This is a genomic window from Sphingomonas sp. GW821-FHT09E03, assembly GCF_059416225.1.
This window is the reverse complement of the sequence record NZ_JBWKOS010000002.1, coordinates 281,743-305,127: the sequence shown is the minus strand read 5'-3', so window position 1 is coordinate 305,127 and position 23,385 is coordinate 281,743. Positions and strand designations below refer to the sequence as shown.

At 65.4% G+C, this 23,385-nt stretch carries 20 protein-coding genes; 8 read left to right on the top strand and 12 right to left on the bottom strand.

Annotated features, from left to right (window positions below; all coding sequences use genetic code 11):
* Window positions 1-25 precede the first annotated feature (25 nt).
* Together AC07M8_RS05715 and AC07M8_RS05710 are read left to right on the top strand one after the other, a co-directional pair.
* Window positions 26-886, top strand: a complete 861-nt coding sequence (locus AC07M8_RS05715) for an alpha/beta fold hydrolase (protein WP_495173413.1) — start codon at window positions 26-28, stop codon at window positions 884-886.
* A 55-nt stretch (window positions 887-941) separates the two neighbouring features.
* The gene (locus AC07M8_RS05710; RefSeq protein ID WP_495173412.1) at window positions 942-1,814 is read left to right on the top strand and encodes an NAD(P)-dependent oxidoreductase; all 873 of its coding nucleotides are present in this window, start codon (window positions 942-944) and stop codon (window positions 1,812-1,814) included.
* 75 nt (window positions 1,815-1,889) lie between these two features.
* Here the strand turns inward: AC07M8_RS05710 and AC07M8_RS05705 are convergent, their stop codons facing one another.
* The 6 genes from AC07M8_RS05705 to AC07M8_RS05680 form a co-directional block, all read right to left on the bottom strand.
* The gene (locus tag AC07M8_RS05705) at window positions 1,890-4,916 is read right to left on the bottom strand and encodes a sensor histidine kinase (protein WP_495173411.1); all 3,027 of its coding nucleotides are present in this window, start codon (window positions 4,914-4,916) and stop codon (window positions 1,890-1,892) included.
* Window positions 4,917-5,222: 306 nt separating this feature from the next.
* The gene (locus AC07M8_RS05700; RefSeq protein WP_495173410.1) at window positions 5,223-5,705 is read right to left on the bottom strand and encodes a hypothetical protein; all 483 of its coding nucleotides are present in this window, start codon (window positions 5,703-5,705) and stop codon (window positions 5,223-5,225) included.
* Window positions 5,706-6,260: 555 nt separating this feature from the next.
* Window positions 6,261-7,238, bottom strand: a complete 978-nt coding sequence (locus AC07M8_RS05695; protein WP_495173409.1) for a DUF2891 domain-containing protein — start codon at window positions 7,236-7,238, stop codon at window positions 6,261-6,263.
* Window positions 7,235-8,176 carry a DUF979 domain-containing protein gene (locus AC07M8_RS05690; protein ID WP_495173408.1) on the bottom strand — a complete coding sequence of 314 codons (942 nt, stop codon included), beginning with the start codon at window positions 8,174-8,176 and terminating at the stop codon, window positions 7,235-7,237. Before AC07M8_RS05690 ends, AC07M8_RS05695 begins: the two co-directional genes overlap by 4 nt.
* Window positions 8,173-8,826 carry a DUF969 domain-containing protein gene (locus AC07M8_RS05685; protein WP_495173407.1) on the bottom strand — a complete coding sequence of 218 codons (654 nt, stop codon included), beginning with the start codon at window positions 8,824-8,826 and terminating at the stop codon, window positions 8,173-8,175. Before AC07M8_RS05685 ends, AC07M8_RS05690 begins: the two co-directional genes overlap by 4 nt.
* The gene (locus tag AC07M8_RS05680) at window positions 8,826-12,377 is read right to left on the bottom strand and encodes a hydantoinase B/oxoprolinase family protein (RefSeq protein ID WP_495173406.1); all 3,552 of its coding nucleotides are present in this window, start codon (window positions 12,375-12,377) and stop codon (window positions 8,826-8,828) included. The genes AC07M8_RS05685 and AC07M8_RS05680 overlap by 1 nt, the downstream gene beginning before the upstream one ends.
* A gap of 427 nt (window positions 12,378-12,804) precedes the next feature.
* Between AC07M8_RS05680 and AC07M8_RS05675 the strand changes: the two genes are divergently transcribed.
* Complete coding sequence (locus tag AC07M8_RS05675; RefSeq protein ID WP_495173405.1) at window positions 12,805-13,566, top strand: SDR family oxidoreductase; 762 nt, start codon at window positions 12,805-12,807, stop codon at window positions 13,564-13,566.
* Between the two features lie 11 nt (window positions 13,567-13,577).
* Here the strand turns inward: AC07M8_RS05675 and AC07M8_RS05670 are convergent, their stop codons facing one another.
* Complete coding sequence (locus tag AC07M8_RS05670) at window positions 13,578-13,775, bottom strand: hypothetical protein (protein WP_495173404.1); 198 nt, start codon at window positions 13,773-13,775, stop codon at window positions 13,578-13,580.
* Here AC07M8_RS05670 and AC07M8_RS05665 point away from each other — a divergent pair.
* Window positions 13,774-14,235, top strand: coding sequence for a carboxymuconolactone decarboxylase family protein (locus AC07M8_RS05665; protein ID WP_495173403.1), 462 nt, complete (start codon window positions 13,774-13,776; stop codon window positions 14,233-14,235). The genes AC07M8_RS05670 and AC07M8_RS05665 overlap by 2 nt on opposite strands.
* Window positions 14,216-15,151: a sigma-70 family RNA polymerase sigma factor gene (locus AC07M8_RS05660; RefSeq protein WP_495173402.1), complete on the top strand. Its 936-nt coding sequence runs from the start codon at window positions 14,216-14,218 to the stop codon at window positions 15,149-15,151. Before AC07M8_RS05665 ends, AC07M8_RS05660 begins: the two co-directional genes overlap by 20 nt.
* Window positions 15,152-15,302: 151 nt before the next feature.
* On the opposite strand, the gene AC07M8_RS05655 is transcribed toward AC07M8_RS05660, so the two are convergent.
* Window positions 15,303-16,430 carry an FAD-dependent monooxygenase gene (locus tag AC07M8_RS05655; protein ID WP_495173401.1) on the bottom strand — a complete coding sequence of 376 codons (1,128 nt, stop codon included), beginning with the start codon at window positions 16,428-16,430 and terminating at the stop codon, window positions 15,303-15,305.
* A 62-nt stretch (window positions 16,431-16,492) separates the two neighbouring features.
* Here AC07M8_RS05655 and AC07M8_RS05650 point away from each other — a divergent pair, with 62 nt between their 5' ends.
* Entirely contained in the window at window positions 16,493-17,143 is a 651-nt protein-coding gene (locus AC07M8_RS05650) for a TetR/AcrR family transcriptional regulator (RefSeq protein WP_495173400.1), read from the top strand.
* Window positions 17,144-17,285: 142 nt separating this feature from the next.
* On the opposite strand, the gene AC07M8_RS05645 is transcribed toward AC07M8_RS05650, so the two are convergent.
* From AC07M8_RS05645 to AC07M8_RS05630, 4 genes are all read right to left on the bottom strand, one after another.
* On the bottom strand, window positions 17,286-18,200 hold the full coding sequence (locus tag AC07M8_RS05645; protein ID WP_495173774.1) for an ATP-grasp fold amidoligase family protein: 915 nt from the start codon (window positions 18,198-18,200) through the stop codon (window positions 17,286-17,288).
* A 258-nt stretch (window positions 18,201-18,458) separates the two neighbouring features.
* On the bottom strand, window positions 18,459-18,707 hold the full coding sequence (locus tag AC07M8_RS05640) for a hypothetical protein (protein ID WP_495173399.1): 249 nt from the start codon (window positions 18,705-18,707) through the stop codon (window positions 18,459-18,461).
* An 18-nt stretch (window positions 18,708-18,725) separates the two neighbouring features.
* Window positions 18,726-19,217, bottom strand: a complete 492-nt coding sequence (locus AC07M8_RS05635) for an isoprenylcysteine carboxyl methyltransferase family protein (protein WP_495173398.1) — start codon at window positions 19,215-19,217, stop codon at window positions 18,726-18,728.
* The gene (locus AC07M8_RS05630) at window positions 19,214-20,311 is read right to left on the bottom strand and encodes a type III polyketide synthase (RefSeq protein WP_495173773.1); all 1,098 of its coding nucleotides are present in this window, start codon (window positions 20,309-20,311) and stop codon (window positions 19,214-19,216) included. The genes AC07M8_RS05635 and AC07M8_RS05630 overlap by 4 nt, the downstream gene beginning before the upstream one ends.
* A 54-nt stretch (window positions 20,312-20,365) precedes the next feature.
* Between AC07M8_RS05630 and AC07M8_RS05625 the strand changes: the two genes are divergently transcribed.
* Both AC07M8_RS05625 and AC07M8_RS05620 read left to right on the top strand, forming a co-directional pair.
* Window positions 20,366-22,006, top strand: a complete 1,641-nt coding sequence (locus AC07M8_RS05625) for a DHA2 family efflux MFS transporter permease subunit (protein ID WP_495173397.1) — start codon at window positions 20,366-20,368, stop codon at window positions 22,004-22,006.
* Complete coding sequence (locus AC07M8_RS05620; RefSeq protein WP_495173396.1) at window positions 21,987-22,439, top strand: VOC family protein; 453 nt, start codon at window positions 21,987-21,989, stop codon at window positions 22,437-22,439. Before AC07M8_RS05625 ends, AC07M8_RS05620 begins: the two co-directional genes overlap by 20 nt.
* Window positions 22,440-23,385: the final 946 nt, after the last annotated feature.

Genomic DNA, 23,385 nt, shown 5'->3' with positions numbered 1-23,385 from the left:
CCGCCAACGGATCCAGGAGGGTTGAATGATCGCGGTTTCCAGTCACACGGTGCACGCCAACGGCATTCGCCAGAACTACATCGATGCGGGCCAAGGCGCGCCGGTGGTGCTCCTTCATGGCTTTCCCGAGACGAATTTCGCTTGGCGGCATCAGATATCACAGCTTGGCGAGCTGTACCGTGTCATCGCGCCCGATCTGCGTGGCTACGGCGAAACTGATAAGCCGGCCAGCGGGTACGACAAGCGCACGATGGCGCGCGATCTTGCCGCCCTGCTCGATCATCTTGGGCTTGAGCGGGTTGCACTGGTCGGCCACGATCGCGGCGCCCGCGTCGCCACGCGGTTTGCAAAGGATTTCCCCGACCGCGTTGATCGGCTGGTGGTGATGGACAATGTTCCCACTCGCGTGGTCGCTCGCGAACTCAACGCTGAAATCGCCAAGGCCTATTGGTTCTTCCTGTTCCATCTTGTCCCTGACCTTCCCGAGACGCTGATCGCAGGAAAGGAGGAGCAGTGGCTGCGGTGGTTCTTCTCCGACTGGACCTATGATCCCTCGGCCATCTCGGGCGAGGTTTTCGACACCTACGTCCGCGCCTATCGCGCGCCGGGCGCCGTGCGCGGCGCCATGGCGGATTACAGGGCCAACGCCGAGGACGTCGCCCAAGACAACGCTGATGCCGAGATCAAGATCGCCTGTCCCACGCTCGCGCTCTGGGGCGAGGATTTCGGCGCGGTCGGCAAGATGTTCGACATGCCCAAGGTCTGGGGCGAGATGGCCGACGACCTGCGCACGGTGGCCATCCCGCGCTGTGGCCATCTGCCTCACGAGGAACGCCCCGAGGCCGTGAACGCGCTTCTCCTAGAGTTTCTGGCGGGTTGGCAATGACCTGGAGCAACCCTCGATTGGGTGGGCTGTTGGGGCATCAGTTGGGAGAAGCTGCATGAAGATCGGATTCATCGGACTGGGCCAGATGGGCAGCGCCATAGCAGCGAACCTGTTGCAGGCCGGACATGACGTAACCGTATGGAACCGCTCATCGGACAAGACCGACGCGCTTGTGGAGGCAGGCGCTCGCCGCGCCGCCACCCCGGTGGAAGCCGCCCAAGGCGAGGTGGTGATGACGATGCTCGCCGATGATCGTGCCGTGGAGGCGGTCGTCTTCGGAGAAGACGGCATCCTGAACGCTCCGGCCCTTCACGTTGGTCATAGCACCATCAGCCTGGCGCTGGCGGAGCGGCTCGCCAGCGCCGCACGGGCAAACGGGTATGTGTCTGCGCCCGTGTTCGGTCGACCGCCTGCCGCAGCGGCCGGCAAGCTGTTCATCGTCGCGGCCGGAGATACCCGCGCACTCAAGCAATGCGATCCGCTGTTCGCGGTGATCGGCCAACGCACCTTCAATGTTGGGGAAACACCATCATCCGCAAACCTCGTGAAGCTCAGCGGAAACTTCATGATCATGGCCGCGATCGAGGCGATGGCAGAGGCCATGACACTGGCCGAGAAGGGCGGGGTTGATCGGGCTACCTTGCTGGCGGTGCTCACGGGTACACTGTTCGATGCCCCGATCTATCAAACCTATGGCGAGATCCTGGTTCACGATCGGTTCCGTCCGGCCGGGTTTGCGGCGCCGCTTGGCCTCAAGGACATGACACTCGTCGACGCGGCCGCCACGGCGTCGCGCACGCCCATGCCCTTGCTCGGTGTGGTGCGTGACCATCTCCGGTCCGCTATCGCCAATGGCGGCGACGACGTCGATTGGGCGAGCATCGCGCTCACCGTTCGGCGAGCGGCGAACCTGCCCGCGGCCACGTGAGCTCTGCGGCATCGGAACAGCCTCGCCCAGGGCTTCGAGAGCACGCTGCCGCCTGCTTCGAAGCCCAACCGACGATCACGCCTGCCCGGCAGGAAAAGCCATGCGCTCGGGAACGGTGAGGCGGACGATCGTGCCATGGGGGTCGCGAGATCTGAATTCCACAGAGCCGGACAGCTGCGCGGTTCGCTCGCGAATACCCACCAGGCCATAGTGGCCGGGCCGTCTGCCGGCCTCCACGATCCCCACGGGTATGCCGCAGCCGTCGTCCTCGATCGTCACCACCAGCTGATCAGCGGCAAAGTTCAGGACCACCTCGAGGCTGTGGGCGTTCGCATGCCGAGCGGCATTCGCCACCGCCTCCGACACGATGCGCTTGATCTCGTCCGCGGCAGGCGCGCAGACGCTGCGGACGATGCCGTGCTGGGTCACCTTCCACTCCAGCTCAGCAGGTACAAGATCGTGAACCGTCGTGCGCAGGACCTCGAGCAGGTTCGCGGTCTGGACGTCGTCGCGTAGGTCGCGAACCCGGTCGCGACCCTCCACCAACACGCCATCGGCTCGGTCCAGCGCCATTTCCAAAGCACGGTAGGCCGGTGAGCCGGCGGTCAAGTGGCTCAGCACCGCTTGGAAACGGAACAGGACGCCGTGAAAGCCCTGCATCAGCGTGTCGTGCAACTCGCGGGCGATCCGCTCCCGCTCCGCCAGTCGCGTCTCGAACTGCCCTCTGGCACGTGCCGCAATTGTGCGCAGCCGCCAGCGGTAGAGCAGCCACAGGGCGAGCATGGCCAGCACCACGCACACAGCGGCAAACCAGCGCGTCTGATAAAAGGCCGGCGCAATGGCGAAGGTGAGCGTCGCGCCCTGCCTGTTCCACACTCCATTGTTATTCGAGGCAATCACCTGGAAGCGATAGGTGCCAGGTCCTAAATTGGTGTAGAGAGCTTCACGGGCACCGGCGGCGTTGACCCAGCTGCGGTCGGCGCCTTCCAGGCGGTAGCGATATTGGTTGGCTTTCGCGTCCGTGAGGCTGAGCGCGGAATACTCGATCTCGACCCGTTGCGTGCCCACCGGCAGCTGGATCAGCCCGTCGACATCCGTTCGGCGGTGGCCGCCAGCCCTTAACGCGAGGATCGCCAAGCCAGGTGGCACCGCGTTGCGCCTGATGCGGTCGCGATCGATCCACGCGACCCCCCGGTTGGTGGCAAACCAGAGCCGCCCTGTCCGATCCTCGACGATATCGTTCGTGTCGAGCGTGTTTGACCGCGCCCGAAATCCCTCCTCATAACCGAACCGGGTATAGGACAGCGGCCGGCCTGGACCCTGAAAAGCGGCGTCGAGCGCGGCCGTCGACACGCGATAGATGCCTGTCGCGCCGATCAGCCAGGTCAAGCCATCCGACGAGGAATGAATGCCGGTGATGCCGGCAAGAAACGGATAGATCCGTTCGCTAAGCTGTAGGTGATGCCCTCGGTCGTAGAGGCCGAGTCCTCTTTGCGCACCTTGATAAACGCGCTCGCCCACCGGGACGAAGAGGTTGGTTGCGCCGATGATTCCATGCTCGGCGCGCCACAGTTGCTGTCCATTGACGCCGCGGATGCGTTGAACGCCCTCAAGCGAACGACCGGCGATAAGCCCACCTCTCTCGTCGGCTCTGAGGTGAGCGACGTTGCCGACATGCTGACCCGCCGTCCAGGGCGCGTCGACCTTCTGCAATCTGTCTCCTTCTAATCGGTAGACATCCTTGATCGATGCCCAGAATCGACCGAGAGTATCGAGAGTGCAGGTGATCAGGAGCGGTCCGCCGACATTGTGAGCGGCGACAGCCCGTCCCGCTGGCGACAGGGTGAGAAGCGTGTTGTCATCCATGCTGATCGCGAGCAGCCGCCGGGCATCCCCGCACAGAACGCCCAACGACGCCTTGCGGAAAATGAGGTCGGGTGCCGCCATGCCCCTGGCCATGCGGAAGACGCCGGCGACGCCACCGAAGAACACCTGCCCGGAACGTGGATCGCCGGCAAATCCTGTCACCATGACGCCGGGGTTCCGCGGCTGAACCACGTCAGTGGCCGAGAAGCGGTCAAGCCCCGATTCAGTGCCTACCCAGACGTTGCCTTCCCGGTCTTCGAACAGCGACATCGCAACGGGTCCGGTCAGCCCGTCATCCTCGCCGAACCTATCGAGCGCGCCTGCGATGCGCCCATTGTGAAGGGTAGCGCGTACCAGGCCATTGTCCTGCCCAGCGATCCACAGGGCGCCATCACGATCGAAGCGTAGCTCTCGCTGCAGGAATGGCGTCGTAACGGCGGCGAGCGGAACGCTGGCGGTTCCGTCAAGCCGGCGGAGACCATTGTTGTCGGCAAGCCACAGCTGTCCTTGCGGATCGCGTGCCATGTCTGCGAACGCCGTCAGCCTGAGCGGCCAGGGAACGAAGCGAGCAGCGCCCGGTGCCTTGCGGAGCGGCATCGAACCCAGCTCAGCCGCCGTTGACGCCAGGATGCTGACGGATCCATCGGGCAGCGCGACGACCGAACCGGCCTGGACACCCCCCACCCCCTGCCCCGGTCCGAACTGAGACCATCGGCCGTTCAGCAGCCGCGAAAGCATGATCTTGCCATTCCCATCCGCCGCCACCCAGATCGCGCCGTCGGTGCTCTCGACGATCCGATATACGCCGCCAAAGGGCTTGGATGGATTCGCGCTGCGCAGATGCCCGCGGCGTAGAACCGCGATCCCACCATAATCATAGCCGACCCAGAGGTCGCCGTTCCTTGCCGTCAGCAGCGCCGTCACCTGTAGGGAGCGACGGCTATCGTCGTCATCCGGCAGGACCCGTTCAAAACGGATGCCGTCGAACCGGAAGAGTCCGGTCGAGGTGCCGAGCCACAGGAACCCGTCCGCGCTTTGAGCCATCGCGCGGATATTGCCCGGCGCGCCGTCACCCAGCGTCCAGCGGGTGTGCCTAAACTGATCGATGCGTAACTCGGGATCGAGGGCACGCGCCGGCGTGAACGGCAGGATCGAGGTGAAGAGGATCAGCGCTACAAGGCCGATCCGTCTGGCGACGAAGGGCACGGTGGTGCGACGGCGACAAACATCTTCCATTGACCCACCCCGACCGGCCCCGCGGTCGCCCGCGCGCTTATACCTCAAGCACTTGGAGGTATGGAGTTGGTTGGGGCGCGCCATCAAGACAAATACCGTGCCCCACCAGCGCAACGCCTGGGTGGATCTTGCGGTCAGCCCCAGGCGCTCGTGCTCAAGAACGTCGCCAGACTTGATCCCTGAGCACGAAGCGGACGTTGGTTGAAGGTAAACCCGCCCCGGTGCGACACGCAGAACGGACGTTGTTCGCCGCCTGTCGCCAGAAAGCGGATCACCGGTTCTCACCAGCAAGCCGCGGATTGCTGGTCAATACCGAAACGCATCGAAAATTATCGCGCCGCAATGGTCTTTTGAAAAGCGACGAGCAGATTTGTCGGAAGACGTTCCTGCTCCGTGTTCTGAGCCCATCCTCGCTTCGGCGATCTGCTGCGGGGCATGGCCCCATAAGCAGACGTTCATGGTGGCTTCTCGGCTCTTCAGCTTTGGACATCCGTCCCATGACCGTCCGCTACCCGACCTGCACGAGGTGACCACCGGCTGGCTGTTCTGCGAAGATCGGCCGCCGTGCGATGAACCGCTCGATGACGCCGGCTGCCGTCCGGCTGTGCCGTTGACAGTCGTGAAGGCACCCGCATCCGTCAGGGCGAACGGCAGCAACAGCTGATCGGCAAGGTAAGGGCCGGCGAACGCGCCGGTAACGAGCTCACCCGCCATTCGCCCCGCAGCCGTCGTCGCAACCCGTTCCGCTGAAACGCCGGGTTTTCCGGATCCGCTGACGACCTCGCTCACCTGCTCTAAGGCCGTTTCAGTATCAGGATCACGCCTGGCCCCTGCTCGACCGGCAGATCACGGATCGCAAACGCCTCGTCCAGCCAATCGGGCAAAGCCCTTCGCGCGGTCGCGTCGATGCGCTCGGAAACGCCGGGCGGCAGTGCCGCGACCAACGTAGTCGCAGACCGCTCGAGCATTGCGCCACGGGTCGTGCACTCAATTGGTCCAAGCGGAGCAGGCGTTATGTCGATCTCAACCCGGCCACCGCCACGCGGGTAGAAGCCGTGACGGATTAGCCTGACCTCCACGCGGCCACCGACGCTGGACGCGGCGTTGCGGAGACGGCGCAGTTCGACCAACGATGCTGACCGACTTCGAAGTAATTGGTACGGGTTGACCTCAGCTGGACAGAACTGGTCCACAGCTAAGCGTTGGCCGTTGGATCTCTGGTTTGATCAAATTGCGGACGTTCTGACCGCCTTCCGGCTCCCCCAAATTCGGGCGTTCGTTCATGCTCACAAATGGCGGTTTGCGGAATTACAACGTTGATTGAATACTACCCTTTGGCAACTCTCACTCGGTGAGCGCCAGCAGTGCGAATGTCGCTAGCCAATGCTCGCCCATATAATCGTCCGCCAGATGCGGCAGGGCTGCAGCGAGATGCGCGTCGGCCGTGGCGCGGGCCTCCCCCGGATCGGGCAGATCGTCAGCGAGGCTGAGCCAGCACCATGCACGCGCCAGGTTCAGCCCGTCGAGATGCGCAAGCCGACCGTCGCGACGATCGGTAACGATTGCCGGCGTCCGCAGACAGGCAGTCGCGGCACCGTCGGGATTGGGCAGGAACGCGCTAAGCCACGCGGCGAAGTCCGCACCGAGCACGTCGCGCATCAACACCGCTTCGCACAGCGTGGCAGACAGGAAGTCCTCGCCGCTCGGCTCCCACGGCCGCGCATCGCGATCCGCCCCGAACCACAGCCGTGACCGATCCTCGATGAGGCGTGCCAGATCCGCATCATGCGTTCGCGCCCAACGGAGCGCATGGATCAGCGCGAATGCGGTACTGTCATGCTTGCCGCTGCGCACCGCATAAGCGAGCTTGGGAAGGTACTCGGCGAAGCGCGCGGCGAACGCCCGGGCGAGAGGTTCCAGCACGGTCGCCCAGGGTCGATCGGGACGCAGCGCCAACTCGCCGTGCAAGGCGAGCAGCCAGCCCCAGCCATAAGGCCGCTCGAAGCCGCCGGTCATCGGTCGGTCGAGATAGGCCAGTTCCCCAGAGACGCGGTCGGACACCAGCATGCGGTCCGCCAGCGCTTCGATCGCCGGCTTGTCGGCCATATCCGGAAACAACCGCGCCAGCCGCATCACCTGCCACCAGCCATGCACGCAACTGTGCCAGTCGAAGCTGCCATGGAAGATCGGATGCAGCGTGCTGGGCGCGGCAAGGTCGTCCGGTCCGGTCAGGATCTGGTCGAGCTTGAACGGCCATTCGCGCGTCAGGTGGCCGAGCGTGAGCTGGGCAAAGCGCTCGGCGGTTGCGGCATCAAGCATCATCGGAAACCCAGCCAATAGAGCAGCGCAATGTTCACCGCCAGCAGCGGCAGCGCGGTCGGCACCTGCGCGCGGATCACCGCGCCCTTGTTCTTCAGGTCGAGCAAGGCGGCGGGCACGAGATTGAAGTTCGCCGCCATCGGCGTCATCAGCGTGCCGCAGAAGCCGGCGAGCATGCCGATCGCTGCGATCACCGCCGGATCGCCATGATAGCGCCCGATCAGCAGCGGCATCGCCACCGCGGCGAACATCACCGGGAAAGCGGCAAAGGCGTTACCCATCACCATCGTGAACGCCGTCATGCCGAGCGCATAGACCAGCACCGCGCCGATCAGGCTGCCATCGGGGATCGCCGCGCCGGCGATGCTACCGACGACCTGCCCGACGCCGGCCAAGGCGAACACCGCGCCGAGGCTCGCCAGCATCTGCGGCAGCACCGCCGCCCAGCCGACGCTGTCCATCAGCCGCAGCCCCTCGGCGAACGGCGTCGCCGGGCGCGGGCGAAACCAGGCATAGCCGATCGCGAGCGCGAGGAGCACGCCGCAGGTCAGCGCGACGAGTGTGATCTGCTTGGGATCGACCAGCGTGGGCAGCGCGGTGAACGCCAGCGTGCCGAGCAACGCGGTTGCCGGAATCACCAAGGCGGGCAGGAACAGCCGATTGCCGCGCTTGATCGCTTCGGCCTGTCGTTCGTCCGCACCGATGGTGCCGCGCGCGCCACGCCGCATCGCACCGCCGCCGGCGATCGCGACCAGGCCCAGCACGAGCACGCCGTTGCCGATATCGCCGACCCGGTCGCCGAACAGGAAGCTCACGCTGAGCAAGGCATAGAAGCCGGCATTGCCGAAGCGCTTGGCGTTGCCGGGATCGGTCGCGCTGAGCACAGCAAACGCGGCGAACATCAGCCCGGCGATGGCATAGATGAAATTGGTGCCGATCATGCGCTACGCGCCAGCCGGCGATCGAGCCACCACAGCCGGCCGCCATGGATCAGCAGCGCGGCGATCGCGGTGGGGATCGCCCAGAGCGACAGATGCAGCGGCTGGATCGTGATGCCATAGCCTTCCAGCACGCCCTTCATCAGCAGGATCGATCCGATCGCAATGAAGATATCCTCGCCGAAGAACAGCCCGATATTGTCGGTCGCCGCCGCCATCGCCGGGATCGCATCGCCGCCCGGCGGCACACCCTGCCGCTCCGCCGCCGCCTCGGCCATTGGCGCGACCAAGGGGCGCACGCTCTGCGCCGGCCCGGCGATCGAGGTCAAGCCCAGCGCGGCGGTGATCTGCCGGAACAGCAGATAGCCGATCAGCAGACGTCCGACCGTGGCGCCCTTCAGGGCCACGATCGCGCCGCGCGCGCGCTCCTGTAGGCCGTGGCGCTCGAGCAGCCCGATGACCGGCAATACGATATAGATCGCGCTGACATAGCGGTTGGCGTTGAACGCCTTCCCAAACGCCGCGAGGATGGCGAGCGGGTCGAGTCCGGCGGCGAGACCGGTGACCAACGCGGAGACGGCGACGACCAGCAGCGGGTTGAAGCGCAACAGAAAACCGGCGACGATCACCGCGATACCGGCAAGAACGAGCATCAAGCGCCTCCGAATCCGCCGCCACCGGGCGTGTCGATGACGAACACGTCTCCGGCGCGCATGTCCACCTTTGCGGTGGAGCCGAGCCGCTCGACCGACCCGTTGGCGCGCTCGACGCGCGCCGCGCCGACCGCGCCATCCGCGCCGCCGGCGAGCCCGAACGGCGGCACGCGGCGGCGGTTGGCCAGAATGCAGGCGGTCATGTCGGCAAGGAAGCGCACGCGCCGTGTCCCGCCGTTGCCGCCCTTGTGTGCGCCAGCCCCGCCCGAGCCGGCACGGATCGAGAATTCCTCGAGCAAGACCGGAAAACGCGTCTCGAAGATCTCGGGATCGGTCAGCCGGCTGTTGGTCATGTGCGTCTGGATCACCGACGTGCCGTCATGCGCCGCCCCGGCGGCCGATCCGCCGGCGATCGTCTCGTAATATTGATAGGTCTCGTCGCCGAACGTGAAGTTGTTCATCGTGCCCTGGCTCGCCGCCAGTGCGCCAAGCGCGCCGAACAAGGCGTCGGTGACGACCTGGCTGGTCTCGACATTGCCCGCTACCACCGCAGCCGGAAAGTGCGGGTTGAGCATCGATCCTTGCGGCACGCGGATCGTCACCCCGCGCAGGCACCCGTCATTGAGCGGCACCTCCTCGTCGACCAGCACGCGCATGACGTAGAGCACGGCGGCGCGAACGATCGAGACCGGCGCGTTGAAATTGTTCGGGCGCTGATCGCTGGTGCCGGCGAAATCTATCGTCATCGTGCTCGCGTCGCGATCGACGCGAACGGCCACGCGCACCACCGCGCCGTCGTCCATCTCATAGGCGAAATCGCCATCATCGAGCCGCGCGATCAACCGGCGGACGGCGGCATCGGCGTTGGCTTGGACATGTTCCATGTAGGCGCTGACCACATCCGCACCGTATTCGCCGGCGATCCGCGCGAGTCCGGACGCGCCACGCGTGCAGGCGGCAAGCTGCGCGGCGAGATCGGCGATATTTTGGTCGATGTTGCGCGCCGGGTAAGAGCCGCCGGCGAACAATATGCGCAGATCGGCTTCCAGAAAGCGGCCCTCGTCGACCACCAGCACATCGTCGAGCAAGACGCCTTCCTGTTCGACCGATACGCTGTCGGGCGGCATCGATCCGGGTGTGATCCCGCCGACATCGGCATGATGGCCCCGCGCGGCGACGAACCAGTCGGGCGTGTCGCTGGCGCCCGACGATCTCGGTGCGAACACCGGCATGATCACGGTGATGTCGGGCAGGTGCGTGCCGCCGCGATACGGCGCATTGAGCGCATAGGCGTCGCCGCGCCGAAAGCCGCGGCCATCGGCGTTACGCCCACGCGCCGCGATGATCGTGCGGATACTTTCGCCCATCGATCCCAGATGCACCGGAATATGCGGCGCATTGGCGACGAGATTGCCCGCGGCGTCGAACAGCGCGCAGGAAAAATCGAGCCGTTCGCGGATATTGACGGAGGCGGCCGAGCGCTGCAGCGCCGCGCCCATTTCCTCGGCAATGCTCATGAACAGGCCGGCAAAGATCGCGAGGCGGGTGGGATCGCTGTCGGTGCCGATACTTGCCGTGTCACGGGCCGAACAACGTTCAAGGATGAGATTGCCGATCGCATCGACGCGTGCGCCCCAATGCGGCTCGACGACCGTAGTAGACACCGGATCGATGATCAGCGCCGGGCCATCAAGCGCATGGCCGACGGGCAGGCCTTCGCGGGGCAAGACCGGCGTATCATGCCACGAGCCCGCCATATGGACCGGGACGATTGCCACCGGCGCGGCCACTTCGGCCGAAAGATCGACCAGCGTCGTCTCGACCGGCGCGCTCGCCGCGATCGCTTCCGCGACCAGCCGATCGACGATCAGCGGCTGCGTGCTGGCAAAACCGAACTGCGCGATGTGTGCTGCGTCGAAGGCAGCGATCATCGCGGGGATGTGGGCCAAATCCAGCTCGATTGTATGCTCGGTCTGACCACGCCGCAGATGCACGCGTCGCTCGACGACGATCGCTTCCTGAGATACGCCCTGCGCAGCCAGATCCTTGCTTGCCTCGTTCGCCAGCAGATCCATCGCTGCAGCAATCGTCGCCCCGTACTCGATCCCGACACCCAGCGTCTTCTCGCGCAGCACGCGCCGGTCGGCCAGTCCCATGCCGTAGGCGGAGAGCACCCCGGCGAGCGGATGGATCATCACCCGATCCATGCCGAGCGCATCCGCCACCAGGCACGCATGCTGCCCGCCCGCGCCGCCGAAACAGGCGAGCGTATAGCGTGTCACGTCATACCCGCGCGCGACCGAGATCTTGCGAATCGCATTGGCCATGTTGGCGACCGCGATCGCCACGAAGCCCTCTGCGGCACGGTGCGCATCGAGCGGCAGTTCGGCGAACCGGGCCGTCACCGCCGCTGCATCGAGCGGCTGGTCCCCATCCGTGCCAAACAGTGCCGGGAAGAAATCGGGCCGCAATTTGCCGAGCATCACGTTGCAGTCGGTGACCGTCAGCGGTCCGCCGCGGCGATAGCAGGCCGGCCCCGGTACCGCACCGGCGCTTTCCGGCCCGACCAGCAGACGCTGCCCGTCGAACCGGCAGATCGATCCGCCGCCCGCCGCGACGGTGTGGATCCGCAACATCGGTGCGCGGATGCGGGCACCGTCGATCAGCGTCTCGGTGTCGCGTTCGTAGCTGCCGGCATAGTGCGACACGTCGGTCGAGGTGCCGCCCATGTCGAAGCCGATGATGCGGTCAAACCCGGCCTCGCGCGCGGTTGTCGCCATGCCGACGATCCCGCCCGCCGGCCCCGACAGGATCGCATCCTTGCCGCGAAAGCGCGCACCATCGACCAGCCCACCCGACGATTGCATGAACAGCGCCTGCTGCCCCAGCGCCGCGCTCAGCCCCTCGACGTAACGATCGAGCACCGGCGACAGATAGGCATCGACCAATGTCGTATCGCCGCGCCCGATCAACTTGATTAGCGGCGCGACGCGGTGGCTGACTGAAATCTGCGTAAAGCCGATCTCGCCGGCGATCTCCGCCAGCGCCGTTTCATGCATGGTGTAGCGATAGCCATGCATCAGCACGATCGCGATCGACCGGAAGCCGGCGTCATATTCCGCCTGTAGACCGCCCCGCGCCGCGTCGCGATCGAGCGCCGTCAGCACGGCACCATCCGCCGCGATCCGCTCGTCGATTTGGACGACGCGCGCGAACAGCGGCGCCGGGCGCGCCAGATCGCGCGCGAAGAGGTCGGCGCGCTCCTGATGGCCGATGACCAGCGCATCGCCGAACCCGCACGTGATCGCCAGCACGGTCGGCTCGCCCTTGCGTTCAAGCAGCGCGTTGGTCGCGACGGTGGTACCGATACGCAGCTCCAGCGGGACCGCATCCCCGCCGGTCAGCCGCCTGATCGCCTCCACCGCCGCATCGGCGTAGCGTTCTGGATCCTCTGACAGCAATTTAACGGTCACGATGGCGCCATCGGGCGTCCGGGCGACGACGTCGGTGAAGGTGCCGCCGCGATCAATCCAGACATGCCACGGCGTCATTAGAGCATTCCCTTATCTGCGTTTTGCACCGGACCGACGACATGCCTCGTCGCACTAGCCAAGGCAGCAACATTGCGCCATCGATTGCCGCCCGGCGCCGCAAGCCGTTCGAAGCGGAGATAGTCAGCCGCTGCTGAGGTTCGTTGCGAATGTGAGCCTCCGATGGCGGCGACAGACCCACAAGCAGCCATTCGGCATCCTCTGCACCGTTCTCAATCGCGGACGCCCGTTCATGTGAGATGATTGCCGCGCCCGACGGACTACACCCTGGCCGCGTCGACGAAGCCTGGCACTGATGGGACTCGGTGCCCGCCGGTCAGAGAGAGGCGGGCATCGGCGGTGGCTTTCCGCATTCTATTATCTGGAGCGGTGTCACACTGCCAGCTTCCACCTCGTCATGCCTGCAGAACATGCAGGAGACAGCAACATGAAGATGGTCGTTATCGGCGGCACCGGGCTTGTCGGCCGCCAGCTCGTCGCCGCGCTCGCCGACCGTGGACACGTGGTGATCGCCGCCTCGCCGAGCAGCGGGGTGGACATTGTCACCGGCGCCGGGCTCGCGGACGCATTCGCAGGTACGCAGGTGGTCGTGGATGTCAGCAACTCGCCATCCTTCGCCGACGATGACGTCCTGGCCTTTTTCGAAACATCCACCGCAAACATCCTGGTCGCGGCGGAGCGTGCCGGGGTCAAACACCTCGTCGCGCTCTCGGTCGTCGGAACCGATCGGCTCGAGGCGTCGGGATACTTCCGGGCCAAGCAAGCGCAGGAAGCCCTGATCACGCGAGGGTGCGTGCCCTTCACGATCGTTCGCGCCACTCAGTTCTTCGAATTCATGCGCACGATCGCTGACGGTTACACCCGCGACGGCGTTGCTCATCTGCCGACCTTCGCTCTCCAGCCGATCGCTTCCGCGGACGTGGCCGCTGCGTTGGCCGACGCCGCGCTATCGACTCCGGTCCGCGGCTGGATCGAGATAGCCGGCCCTGAGCGGGCGCCGTTAGCCGAGTTCGTCGGAACCTGGCTGGGTGATCGCGACGATCCACGGCCCATCGCATTCGAGCAGCATGCCGACTATTTCGGCGCTCCCGCCGATGATCGCACGCTGGTGCCCGGCGATGGCGCCCGCATCATGCCCACCCGGTTTGAACCGTGGCTCGCCGCGCAGACCGCTGCGGCGCACGCCTAATGCGCGCGAGATCATCCATCCTTGGCGCGGCTGCGCTGCTCGGTGGCGGACTGCGGCCCGGACGCGATCGTCCGGGACTTTCCGGCCGTGACCCTGCCGGCGCTCATCGTTCTGGCGCTCGCCGTCTGGGCATGGCGCGACCTTCGTTCTCCCAGAATCCCTTCGGCGCTCGCCTGAGCAGCCACCACCACACACAGGAGCTCTGCCATGACCCCTCGCATCGACAATCCACACGCCCTGTTTCCTGCCGGTATCAAGGCGATGATGATGCTCGAGCAAGCCATCCACGCCGCCGGCCTCGACCCCGTCCTGCTCGAACTCGTCAAGCTGCGGGTCTCGCAGATCAACGGCTGCGCCTTCTGCATCCACATGCATTCGACCTTCCTCCGCAAGCACGGTGTCGCCGAGATGAAGCTCTACATGCTCGATGCGTGGCAGGAGTCGACGCTGTATACCGAGCGTGAGCGTGCGGCGCTCGGCTGGGCGGAAGCGCTCACCCGATTGTTCGAGACGAAAGCCCCGGATGCCGATTACGAGAGGCTGCAGGACCAGTTCTCGCAGGAGGAGCAGGTGCAGCTGACGCTTGCCATCGGAGCTATCAACACCTGGAACCGGCTCCAGGTCGGCTTTCGAGCCGCGCACCCGGTCGATGATCATGCCGTCTCCTGACGAACGCCTTGTCGAGTTCCAGGCGCAGCAGCCCAGGCTGCTGCGTCTCGGCTACCGGATGCTCGGCTCGATCAGCGAGGCCGAGGATGTGGTGCAGGACGCCTGGCTGCGATGGCGGGACGTCGAGGACGACGTCGATGCGCCGGGCGCCTATCTCACACGCATCGTGACGCGCTTGTGCCTCGACCAGGTCAAGTCGGCGCGTGTGCGCCGCGAGACGTATGTTGGGGCTTGGCTTCCCGACCCATTGGTCGGCAGCACCGAGCAGGACGAAGCGCAGGCCGACGACATCACGCTGTCGCTGATGCTCGCCATGGAGCGCCTCTCGCCGCTCGAGCGCGCGGCGTTTCTGCTTCACGACGTTTTCGACACGCCGCTGTCGGAGGTCGCGACCACACTGGGACGCGAGCCGGCCGCAGTGCGCCAGCTCGCCTCCCGAGCACGCCGCCACGTCCAGGCTGCCAAGCCGCGCTTTCCCGTGCTGGCCACCGATGCCGAAGCCATATCGCGCGCGTTCTTTGCCGCGGCGAGCAGCGGCGACGCCAAGGCGCTCGCCGCGCTGCTCGCCAGCGAGGTGGCGATCCACTCCGACGGAGGCGGCAAAGTGCTCGCCTTCCGCAATGTCATTCGTGGGCTCGACCGAGCCATCCGGCTGTTTCAGGGTCTCAGGCGCAAGCACACCCCCCCTCCACGGCTCCTGCGGATTGTGATGATCGACGGCCTGCCCGGCTATGTCAGCATCGACCGCGGGGAGGTGCTGCAGACCACCGCACTCGAGATCCACGAGGGGCGGATCGCGGCGATCTATATCGTCCGGAACCCCGACAAGCTGCGGCACCTCCCGGACGGGTTGATCGCCCAAGAGCTTGACGCACCGGGCGCGCACCAGCCGTTCTTCGGCGCATCCAGGCACTGATCCAGGGACTGACAGCGTCGGGCATGACCCAGAGCCGGGCATACAAAGCCGGTTGACCGCCCCCCTAACCCAGCCGGTCGTTCATTCTCGTCGAAACCCTGTCCGAGCGGCGGCCGCGTGGCTTCGCCGTCACCGACGGTGGATCGAGCGGCTAAAACCCCATGTCGCCTGCGGCGATCTTCTGATCGCGCTCGGCAAGCTCGCTCTCGTCGGCAGGGCACATCATCGCCATTCCATCGCTCGCCGCCCGCTCCTGTACCTCCTCGACAAACGGCCGCAGGCCATCCTCATAGTGCCGAAAGGCCGCTGCGTGATCGCCGGGGTGTCGTTCAAGCGCGGCCGCCAGGCGTCCCGCGCCGATGATGGCCATCGAGCCACCGAAGCCGGCGAGCGGCGAGACGCAATAGCCAGCATCGCCGACCAGCGCGACGCGCCCGCGCGACCAGCACGGCATCCTGATCTGGTTGATCCGATCGAAGTAGAAGTCGTCGTCCCCGCCCGAGCCGTCGAGCATCGCCGGTACCTTCCAGCCGAGCCCGTCGAACCGCTCGTGGATCAGGCGGCGTTGCTGCGCGCGGTCGCGATAGTTGTAGTCGATCTCGCCATCGGTGCGGAAGCCAAAGCCGATGTCGGTACGATCGTCATAGCCATTGAGCATCGCCATCCGGCCGGGCACGCTGAAGACCTCCGAGACGTTCGCAGCCAGCAGGCCCGTCTGCGGCACCACCTTCAGGAAGAAGTAGCCGCCCATAAAGTAAATGAATTGCTCGCCCTCGCCGAAGATCAGCTTGCGCGTGTTCGACCGATTGCCGTCGCAGCCGAACACCAAAGCGAAAGCGCGCCGTTCGCCATCATTGAAGGTGACCGACACCGCATCGGTCTCTTCCTCCAGCAGATCGATCGACCGGTCAAACAGCAGTTCGACGTCGTCCGCAACGGCGCCGAACAGGATGTCCAGCAGATCGTCGCGATGAATTTCATATCGCTCATGCGAGGCTTGATCGCCGCCGGCGCCGACCGTACCCAAGGTCCTGTCGTCCGCGTCCTTGAAGGCGAAGCGGCGAGGCGGCAGCGCCTTGGCGCGGACTGCGTCCGCCAGCCCCATGCGCGCCAAAATGTCGATGGTCTCGCCCTCGATGTCGACGGGCGTCCCTCCTCGCCGAAGCCCCTTCGCCACCTCGACGACGGTGACGCGGTGCCCCAGACGATTGAGCCAATAGGCGGTCGCCAGGCCGGCGAAACTGGCGCCGCTGACGAGCACCGTAGTTGACGCAACCATGCAAAACTCCTCAAATCGGATAGAACATTATTTTATACTGAGTCCATGTATGTGTGCAAGCCATGAATGACCGCACTACAGATCGGAGAACCCGCAAGCGCCTGGCCACTCGCCAAGCGATATCCGACGTCGCCACCCGCCTGTTCATGGCGCGCGGCTTCGACCGGGTGACGATCGACGAGATCGCAGACGCTGCCGACGTAGGGCGCATGACGGTGTTCAATCACTTCCCGCGCAAAGAGGACATGTTCTTCGACCGCGAACAGGAGGGGCACGAGCTGGCGTTTGCGGCGATCCGGTCACGGTCGCCCGGCACATCGCCTATCCAAGCACTGGGAATGCTCGCGCACCGAATGATCAAGGAGCCTTCGGACGCCTTTCCGTTGTTTGCGGACACCCGAACGTTCGTCGAAACCGCTCTGGCAAGCGAAACCTTGAAAGCGCGCGCGCGGCAGATGCGCGACGATTTCGTGCGTGCCTTGGCCGGCGTGCTGGCCGACGAGGTCGGGCGCCCCGCCGATGATCCCGACGCCTGTCTTGCGGCCGGTCTGGTCGCAACAACGTGGAGCATCGCATTTACACGGGCGCACGCCGAACTGAGTGCCACCGGTAACGGTGAGGCGGCAAAGAGCATCTTCTTGGGCTTAATTGATCGGGGGATCGTTGGTACGCATGCAGCTCTGGCGGGAACGCCGTTCTTGGACACCGTTTGACCTGAAGCCGACCGTTCAAGCTATGCACCCCGCCGCTCATCTCCGACGGTTCGTTGATGTTGATCGACCGGCTGGGCGCGGCACATCGGATCAGCTCTCTGCGTCTTCCTTGAAATTGAAAGCAGCCACCGCGGCTAAGCCTTCAGGCGGCATACGTCACCAGCGTAGTCGGCGCCTCTGCTACACCGCCGCCCTTGTGGCTTAACCAGAGCCTGCCCATCTCCTTGTCCAGCCATGACGGATCGAAAGGGTCGAGCCCGGATCCGGGATAAAAGGTTATCTCCCCGAACAGCGGATGATCGTGCGGCTGGTAGAAATCAACGCGCGCGAAGCTAAACCCTTTCGCCAGTTCCTCTGCCGCGCTTAGCATGGCCGAAAGCGCGGAAGGGCGTTTCGCACTCTCTTGATCGCCAGAGATAGCGCGCCACCCTGTGTCATAAACGATCCAACGGTGACGCGTTCCTCTACCGAGGTGCACCTGCACGTACATCGCCGCGCCATGAAAAACGTAGATCTTGTAGTCGATTGGCAGGTCCGGCCCAGCGCCAACAAACGGCTCAACAAGAAGGCCGCGGGGGATCTGCTCATAAAGCCACTCGTCAAGCCACTCGCCATAGGCTCGTCTTGTCCACCTTGCGCTCGAACGCCTAACGGCATTCCATTCCCTGGCGCATCCCCGCACGACACGGTTTTGATTGCAGCCGTGACGAGCCTTGACGACGACCGTCTCTTTCCAAGGCAGTCGCTCCGGCAGCTCGACTCCCGACCAGAGCAAGGGAACAACCCAAGCTGTACCCAAACGATCTGCAACGACAGACTTCACTGCTACCTTGTCCGCCATCAACGACATTCGGTGATCGCGATCATGAAGCTTGCGCAACTGGACCAGTTCGGTGAACCGGTCCGGATTGTTGAGTTTGGGCAGTCGCCCGTGCCGCCAAAGATAGGTGAGGTTTACCCGAAACAGGGAAGCCCAATCGGGCTGTGCCTCTGAAGCGAACGGCATGGCAGCAGAAGCAACCGTCGGCAACAACGTTCCAGCTGCGAACCAAACCACCAAGTTGAGCCTTTATCTCGCTTTTCACATGGGATCATGAGGAAGACGGTCGCTTGTCAATGCCGGCCGTGCGGCAGAACATGGCGTCAAGCTCGTAACGCAATCGAACCGGCCGCACGCGGCCTGTCACGCCGTCCCGTCGGCTTCTGCGACATGCCGTACCTTGCGGATGTCCCACCCACTGTTGGCTGCAATCTGTTTCTGCTGGCGTGTCCCCAGCTGATTGGCGACAAACGGAGCCGAGATGATCTCGTAGGTTTAGGGACGTTTGCCGCTGCGCTGATCCCGTATCGCCAGCATTGTCGCGTGGCAGGTCGGCGATGTTTCGGCGATGTGCTGGATCATGCACGCCTCGACCGCCTTGCGCTTGAACGCGTTGACCTGCGCGGGGCACAGGCGCTTGGCATCGGCAAAGCATGCCTTGCGGCCGGGATCGGCGGCGCTTGCCGGAACCGTGGCGAACGCGGCCAGCCCAACGGTCGCCATCCAGATGTGCAGGTATCGCATGTCATTCTCCATCGTTCATCACCGCTGCCCGGCCAGCGCCCCATTCTCGGCCCGGATCCGGATGGTCAGGACCAGCGCATTGAGGGTCGAGAATAGCACGGCCAGCCACGGCAGCCCCAGCGCGAGCGGCAGCAGCGCGATTTCGGCCACCACCACGCAGTAATTGGGATGGCGCAGCAACCGGAACGGGCCACGGGCGACGAGTGGCGCGCCCGGCAGCACGATGATCCGCGTCGTCCAGCGTCGGCCAAGCGTCGCGAGTACCCAAACGCGCAGCGCCTGCATCACCATGAACAGCGCGAGCAGCACGAGATTGACCGGCGCCTGGCGGCCATAGCACCACAAGGCAGCGAGCCAGGCGGCATGCAGCAGCACCAGCAGCGGGTAGTGGCCCCGGCCGATCTCGATCGCGCCGCGGGCCATCAGATAGCGGGTGTTGCTGCGCGCGATGACGAGCTCGATCAGCCGCTGCACCGTCACGAAGGCGAGGATGGCGACGGCGAGGGTCACGCGGCGTGCTTCAGCGTGACGGTGCTGGCGGTGAAGCCCGGGCCGAGCGCGGTGAGGACCGATAGCGGCGGCATGCCGGCGGCGCGCACCCGATCGAGCACGAACAGCGCGGTTGGCGCGGACATGTTGCCGAAGGCGCGCAGCGTCTCGCGCTCGTGGTCGAGCGAGCCCTGGTCCAGCGACAGCGCGAGTTCGAGCGCGTCCACCACCTTTGCCCCACCGGGATGGCAGATGAAGCGATCGATCTCCTCCACCCGCACACCCTGCCCACCCAGCATCTCGTCCATCGCCGCGCGCATGTTGCGCCGCGCGAAGGCGGGAATGGCACGGTTGAGCACCACGCCGAAGCCGTTGCTCTCCATCGCCCAGCCCATGATGTCGAGCGTATCGGGCCAGGTCTTCTCGGCAGAACCGGCGATGGCGGCGAAGCCCTCGTCGCCGACCCTGAGGACGCATGCCGCCGCGCCATCGCCGAACAGCGCGGTCGAGATGATGTCGGCCTTGCCGATCTGCTCGGTGCGCAGCGTCAGGCTGCACAGCTCGACCGTGACGAACAGCACGATAGAGCCTGGCGCCGCGCCGGCCAGTTTGGCGGCGAGGCCAAGCCCGGTTACTCCACCCGCGCAGCCCAGCCCGAACACCGGCACGCGCGCGACGCTCGGCCGGAAGTCCATGGCGCGCATCGCCCGCGCCTCCAGGCTCGGCGTGGCGATGCCGGTGGTCGAGACGGTGACGATGGTGTCGACTTCCCCGGCGCTGAGTCCCGCCTCCGCCAGCGCCTGACCGGCGGCCGCAAGGAACAGCGCGTCGGCGGCGGCCAGATAGGCCGCGTTCTTTTCGGCGAACCCGTGCGAGGTCCGGTACCAATCGGGCGGGCAGGCGACGTGGCGGGTGTGGATCCCGGCGCTGTCGAACACCGCCGCCATCCGCTCGAAATCCTTGATGCCGTCGCCCAGTAGCGCGCGGCTGATCTCGAGTGCAGCGGACTGGTGGAGGATATGAGGCGGGGTCGCCGTCGCCAGCGACAGCATCGTTACCGGTCGTGTCATGCAGGTCCTGTTCGACCGCCGAACCGGCGATGAGGTGGTCGTGATGCAACGTTCCCTTCCTCCAAGGGTTCCGGTGCGCAGCGACGGGAGCCGGCCCGCATGATCTCACGAAAGGGCCATATGGGCGACGCGGAACCGACACTGACGGCCCGGATCTGGATCGGCTTTGGCTTCATGTGCCTTGGCATGTTCATGGCGATTCTTGACATCCAGATCGTCGCGACCTCGCTGCCGACGATCCGCGCCGCGCTGCACATCGATGCCGACCAGATGAGCTGGATCCAGACCGCCTATCTCACCGCGGAGATCGTCGCGATCCCGATGACCGGCTATCTCACCCGCGTGCTGGGCATGCGCGGCCTGTTCGTCACGGCAACCACCGCCTTCACGCTCGCCTCGGCCGGCTGTGCGGCAAGCCACGACGTCGCCACGCTGATCGCCTGCCGAATCGCCCAGGGCTTTGCCGGCGGCACACTGATCCCGGCGGTATTCTCAGCGGTGTTCGTGCTGTTTCCGGCACGGCGCCAGGGCATCGCCACCACCATCGCCGGCCTCGCCGCGGTCTCTGCGCCGACGGTCGGCCCGATCGTTGGCGGGTGGCTGACCCAGACCTATTCGTGGCACTGGCTGTTCCTCGTCAACATCGTGCCCGGCATCGTCGCGGTGCTCGGGGCGCTCGCGGCCCTGCCGCGCACCGCGATGGACCGGGCAGCGCTGCGCACGATCGATGCGCTGGCGGTGCTGCTGCTCGCGGTCGCGCTGGCGGCGCTCGAGATCGCGCTGAAGGACGCGCCGGGCTTTGGCTGGGGCGCGGCGCGCGTCGTCGGGCTGCTGGCGGTGTTCGTCGTCGCCGGCACCGGTTTCGTGGTCCGCACGCTGCGCGCCAGCCATCCGATCGTCAACCTGCGCCATATCGGCGACCGCAACTTCGCGATCGGCTGCGCGCTGAGCTTCGCGCTCGGCGTCGGGCTGTTCGGCTCGACCTATCTGATGCCGTTCTTCCTCGGGCTGGTGCGCGGCCATGGCGCGCTCGACACGGGCAAGATCATGCTCGTGACCGGGCTGGCGCAGCTAGCGGCGGCGCCGTTCGCGGTGGCGCTCGAACGGCGGGTGGACGCCCGCCTGCTTACCGCCTTCGGCTTCGGCCTGTTTGCGGTGGGCCTGTGGCTGAGCACCTCTCAGACCGGCAACACCGATTTTGCCCAGATGCTGGTGCCGCAGATCCTGCGCGGCGTCGCCATTATGTTCTGCCTGTTGCCGCCGACGCGGCTCGCGCTCGGCATGATCCCGCCGAGCCAGGTCGCCGATGCGAGCGGGCTGTTCAACCTGATGCGCAACCTCGGCGGCGCGATCGGTCTCGCGTTGATCGACACGGTGATCTTCAGCCGCGGCGCCGGTCATGCCCACCACATCGCCGATCGGCTGCGCCACGGCGACGCTGACATGGCGGTGTCGATCGGCATCCCGCGCGACGCGTTCATGGACCAGCTCGGCCAGCCGATCGGCCCGGAGGTAGAGGAACTGGTACGGCCGCTGGTCGCCAAGGCGGCGCTGGTCGACGCGATCAACGACGCCTGGGCGCTGATCGCGCTGTTGACCGTACTGGCGCTCGTGCTGATCCCGCTGGTGCGCCGCCGCCGCACGGAGACGCCCGCCCCGCTGATCGATAAGCCGCGCGCGGCATGGCCCGGTCCGCGGCGGGTCTTTGGTTCGGCTACGGATGCTCCGCATTCATCATGACGGATCGGTGCTATCGAACCGAGTGCCAATGACAGTGGAGGATACGGTGCTGTCGCATACGACGATCGGGGTATCGAATGTTTTGGCGGCACGCCGTTTCTATGATCCCGTGCTCGGGGCGCTTGGACTCGTTCCGAAGTTTGCCGACGAACGATGGGCAGGCTGGAAATACCCCGATGCCGACCGCCCGTTGTTCATCGTCACGCTGCCTTTTGACGGTGGCCCGGCCTCGCAGGGCAACGGGCATATGATAGCTTTGCTAGCCGCCAATCGCCCTTTGGTCGCCGCCTGCCATGCGCTGGCTCTTGGGCATGGCGGTAGCGACGAGGGTTTGCCGGGTCTTCGTCCCGAATACCATCCCGATTATTACGGCGCGTATTTCCGGGATCCGGATGGAAATAAGCTGTGTGTCTGCTGCCACAGCAGCGGATGAAGAAGCGTTGGCTCCGCTCGGATGATGTCATCTGAGGTCCGGAACCGCGTTTCCGAATACCCATAACCGCCGTCCCGCTTACACGAACGGATGACGGCGTTCGGAATAGGCCCAAATGCACTTCGCTTTCCGAAAATAGGGCGCGTTGCGATCGGCGGCTTCGATCATGCCGAGCGGCAGCTTCCGTCGCGACCGGACGTCTCGGCACGCATGTCGGATTGACTGGCTCTGGTCGAGGAGGGCCGCCCTCCCCTTCTGCCGCGGCGACCCACAAATGGTCATCCCGTGCGGTTGCATCGCTTCCCGAAACCGGCCCTTCGTTCAGTTGATGCCTTTCGGCTCAAACTAGGCCGTAGCGAGACGAGCGCTAGTCTCATCGACCAAGTTGCAGCAGATCCTGTTCAACGGTCGCGCGCATAGCCGGCCGCAAGTCGGTATGTCCGAGTGCGAAGGGAAGCATAGTGCGCTTCATCGATGAAGGTCTTGATCTCCCGGAACCGCTGCTTCGGGTCCAGCGCCGGGCACGTGATGTTCGTCGTCGGAGCGGGTGTTTCCAAGAACGCCGGCCTCCCGCTCTTCGGCGAGCTAGCTGACCATATCTATACCCGTATCGCCAAGGCGTGCCGGGAACCGAGCACAGCATTGCAACGGCCGCGGAGCTGGATGCCCGTGGGGACAAACATTACGAACGCCTCCTAGGCCTGCTTGAGCGGCGGGTCGTCTTTCGCCGCGCTGACTGGCATCAGCCCACCAATATCGTTCGCGCGGCAGCGCTGAACTTAAGCTACGCCGAGGCGGCGATCATCTACGATGCACGGGCAGGCTACGAAGCGCTCAACCGGACACTGGGACAGTGGGCGTCGTCGCGCCGTCGGATAGATGACGGCTTTTGGAACTCGTCGAGGATCTCTGATTGCCGATGTTAGTCGCAGCGGACCGACAACAT

Coding starts and splice junctions, on each gene's coding strand:
- AC07M8_RS05715 (WP_495173413.1), top strand. CDS start 26: ATGATCGCGGTTTCCAGTCACACGGTGCACGCCAACGGCATTCGCCAG.
- AC07M8_RS05710 (WP_495173412.1), top strand. CDS start 942: ATGAAGATCGGATTCATCGGACTGGGCCAGATGGGCAGCGCCATAGCA.
- AC07M8_RS05705 (WP_495173411.1), bottom strand. CDS start 4,916: ATGGAAGATGTTTGTCGCCGTCGCACCACCGTGCCCTTCGTCGCCAGA.
- AC07M8_RS05695 (WP_495173409.1), bottom strand. CDS start 7,238: ATGATGCTTGATGCCGCAACCGCCGAGCGCTTTGCCCAGCTCACGCTC.
- AC07M8_RS05690 (WP_495173408.1), bottom strand. CDS start 8,176: ATGATCGGCACCAATTTCATCTATGCCATCGCCGGGCTGATGTTCGCC.
- AC07M8_RS05685 (WP_495173407.1), bottom strand. CDS start 8,826: ATGCTCGTTCTTGCCGGTATCGCGGTGATCGTCGCCGGTTTTCTGTTG.
- AC07M8_RS05680 (WP_495173406.1), bottom strand. CDS start 12,377: ATGACGCCGTGGCATGTCTGGATTGATCGCGGCGGCACCTTCACCGAC.
- AC07M8_RS05675 (WP_495173405.1), top strand. CDS start 12,805: ATGAAGATGGTCGTTATCGGCGGCACCGGGCTTGTCGGCCGCCAGCTC.
- AC07M8_RS05665 (WP_495173403.1), top strand. CDS start 13,774: ATGACCCCTCGCATCGACAATCCACACGCCCTGTTTCCTGCCGGTATC.
- AC07M8_RS05670 (WP_495173404.1), bottom strand. CDS start 13,775: ATGGCAGAGCTCCTGTGTGTGGTGGTGGCTGCTCAGGCGAGCGCCGAA.
- AC07M8_RS05660 (WP_495173402.1), top strand. CDS start 14,216: ATGATCATGCCGTCTCCTGACGAACGCCTTGTCGAGTTCCAGGCGCAG.
- AC07M8_RS05655 (WP_495173401.1), bottom strand. CDS start 16,430: ATGGTTGCGTCAACTACGGTGCTCGTCAGCGGCGCCAGTTTCGCCGGC.
- AC07M8_RS05650 (WP_495173400.1), top strand. CDS start 16,493: ATGAATGACCGCACTACAGATCGGAGAACCCGCAAGCGCCTGGCCACT.
- AC07M8_RS05640 (WP_495173399.1), bottom strand. CDS start 18,707: ATGCGATACCTGCACATCTGGATGGCGACCGTTGGGCTGGCCGCGTTC.
- AC07M8_RS05625 (WP_495173397.1), top strand. CDS start 20,366: ATGATCTCACGAAAGGGCCATATGGGCGACGCGGAACCGACACTGACG.
- AC07M8_RS05620 (WP_495173396.1), top strand. CDS start 21,987: ATGCTCCGCATTCATCATGACGGATCGGTGCTATCGAACCGAGTGCCA.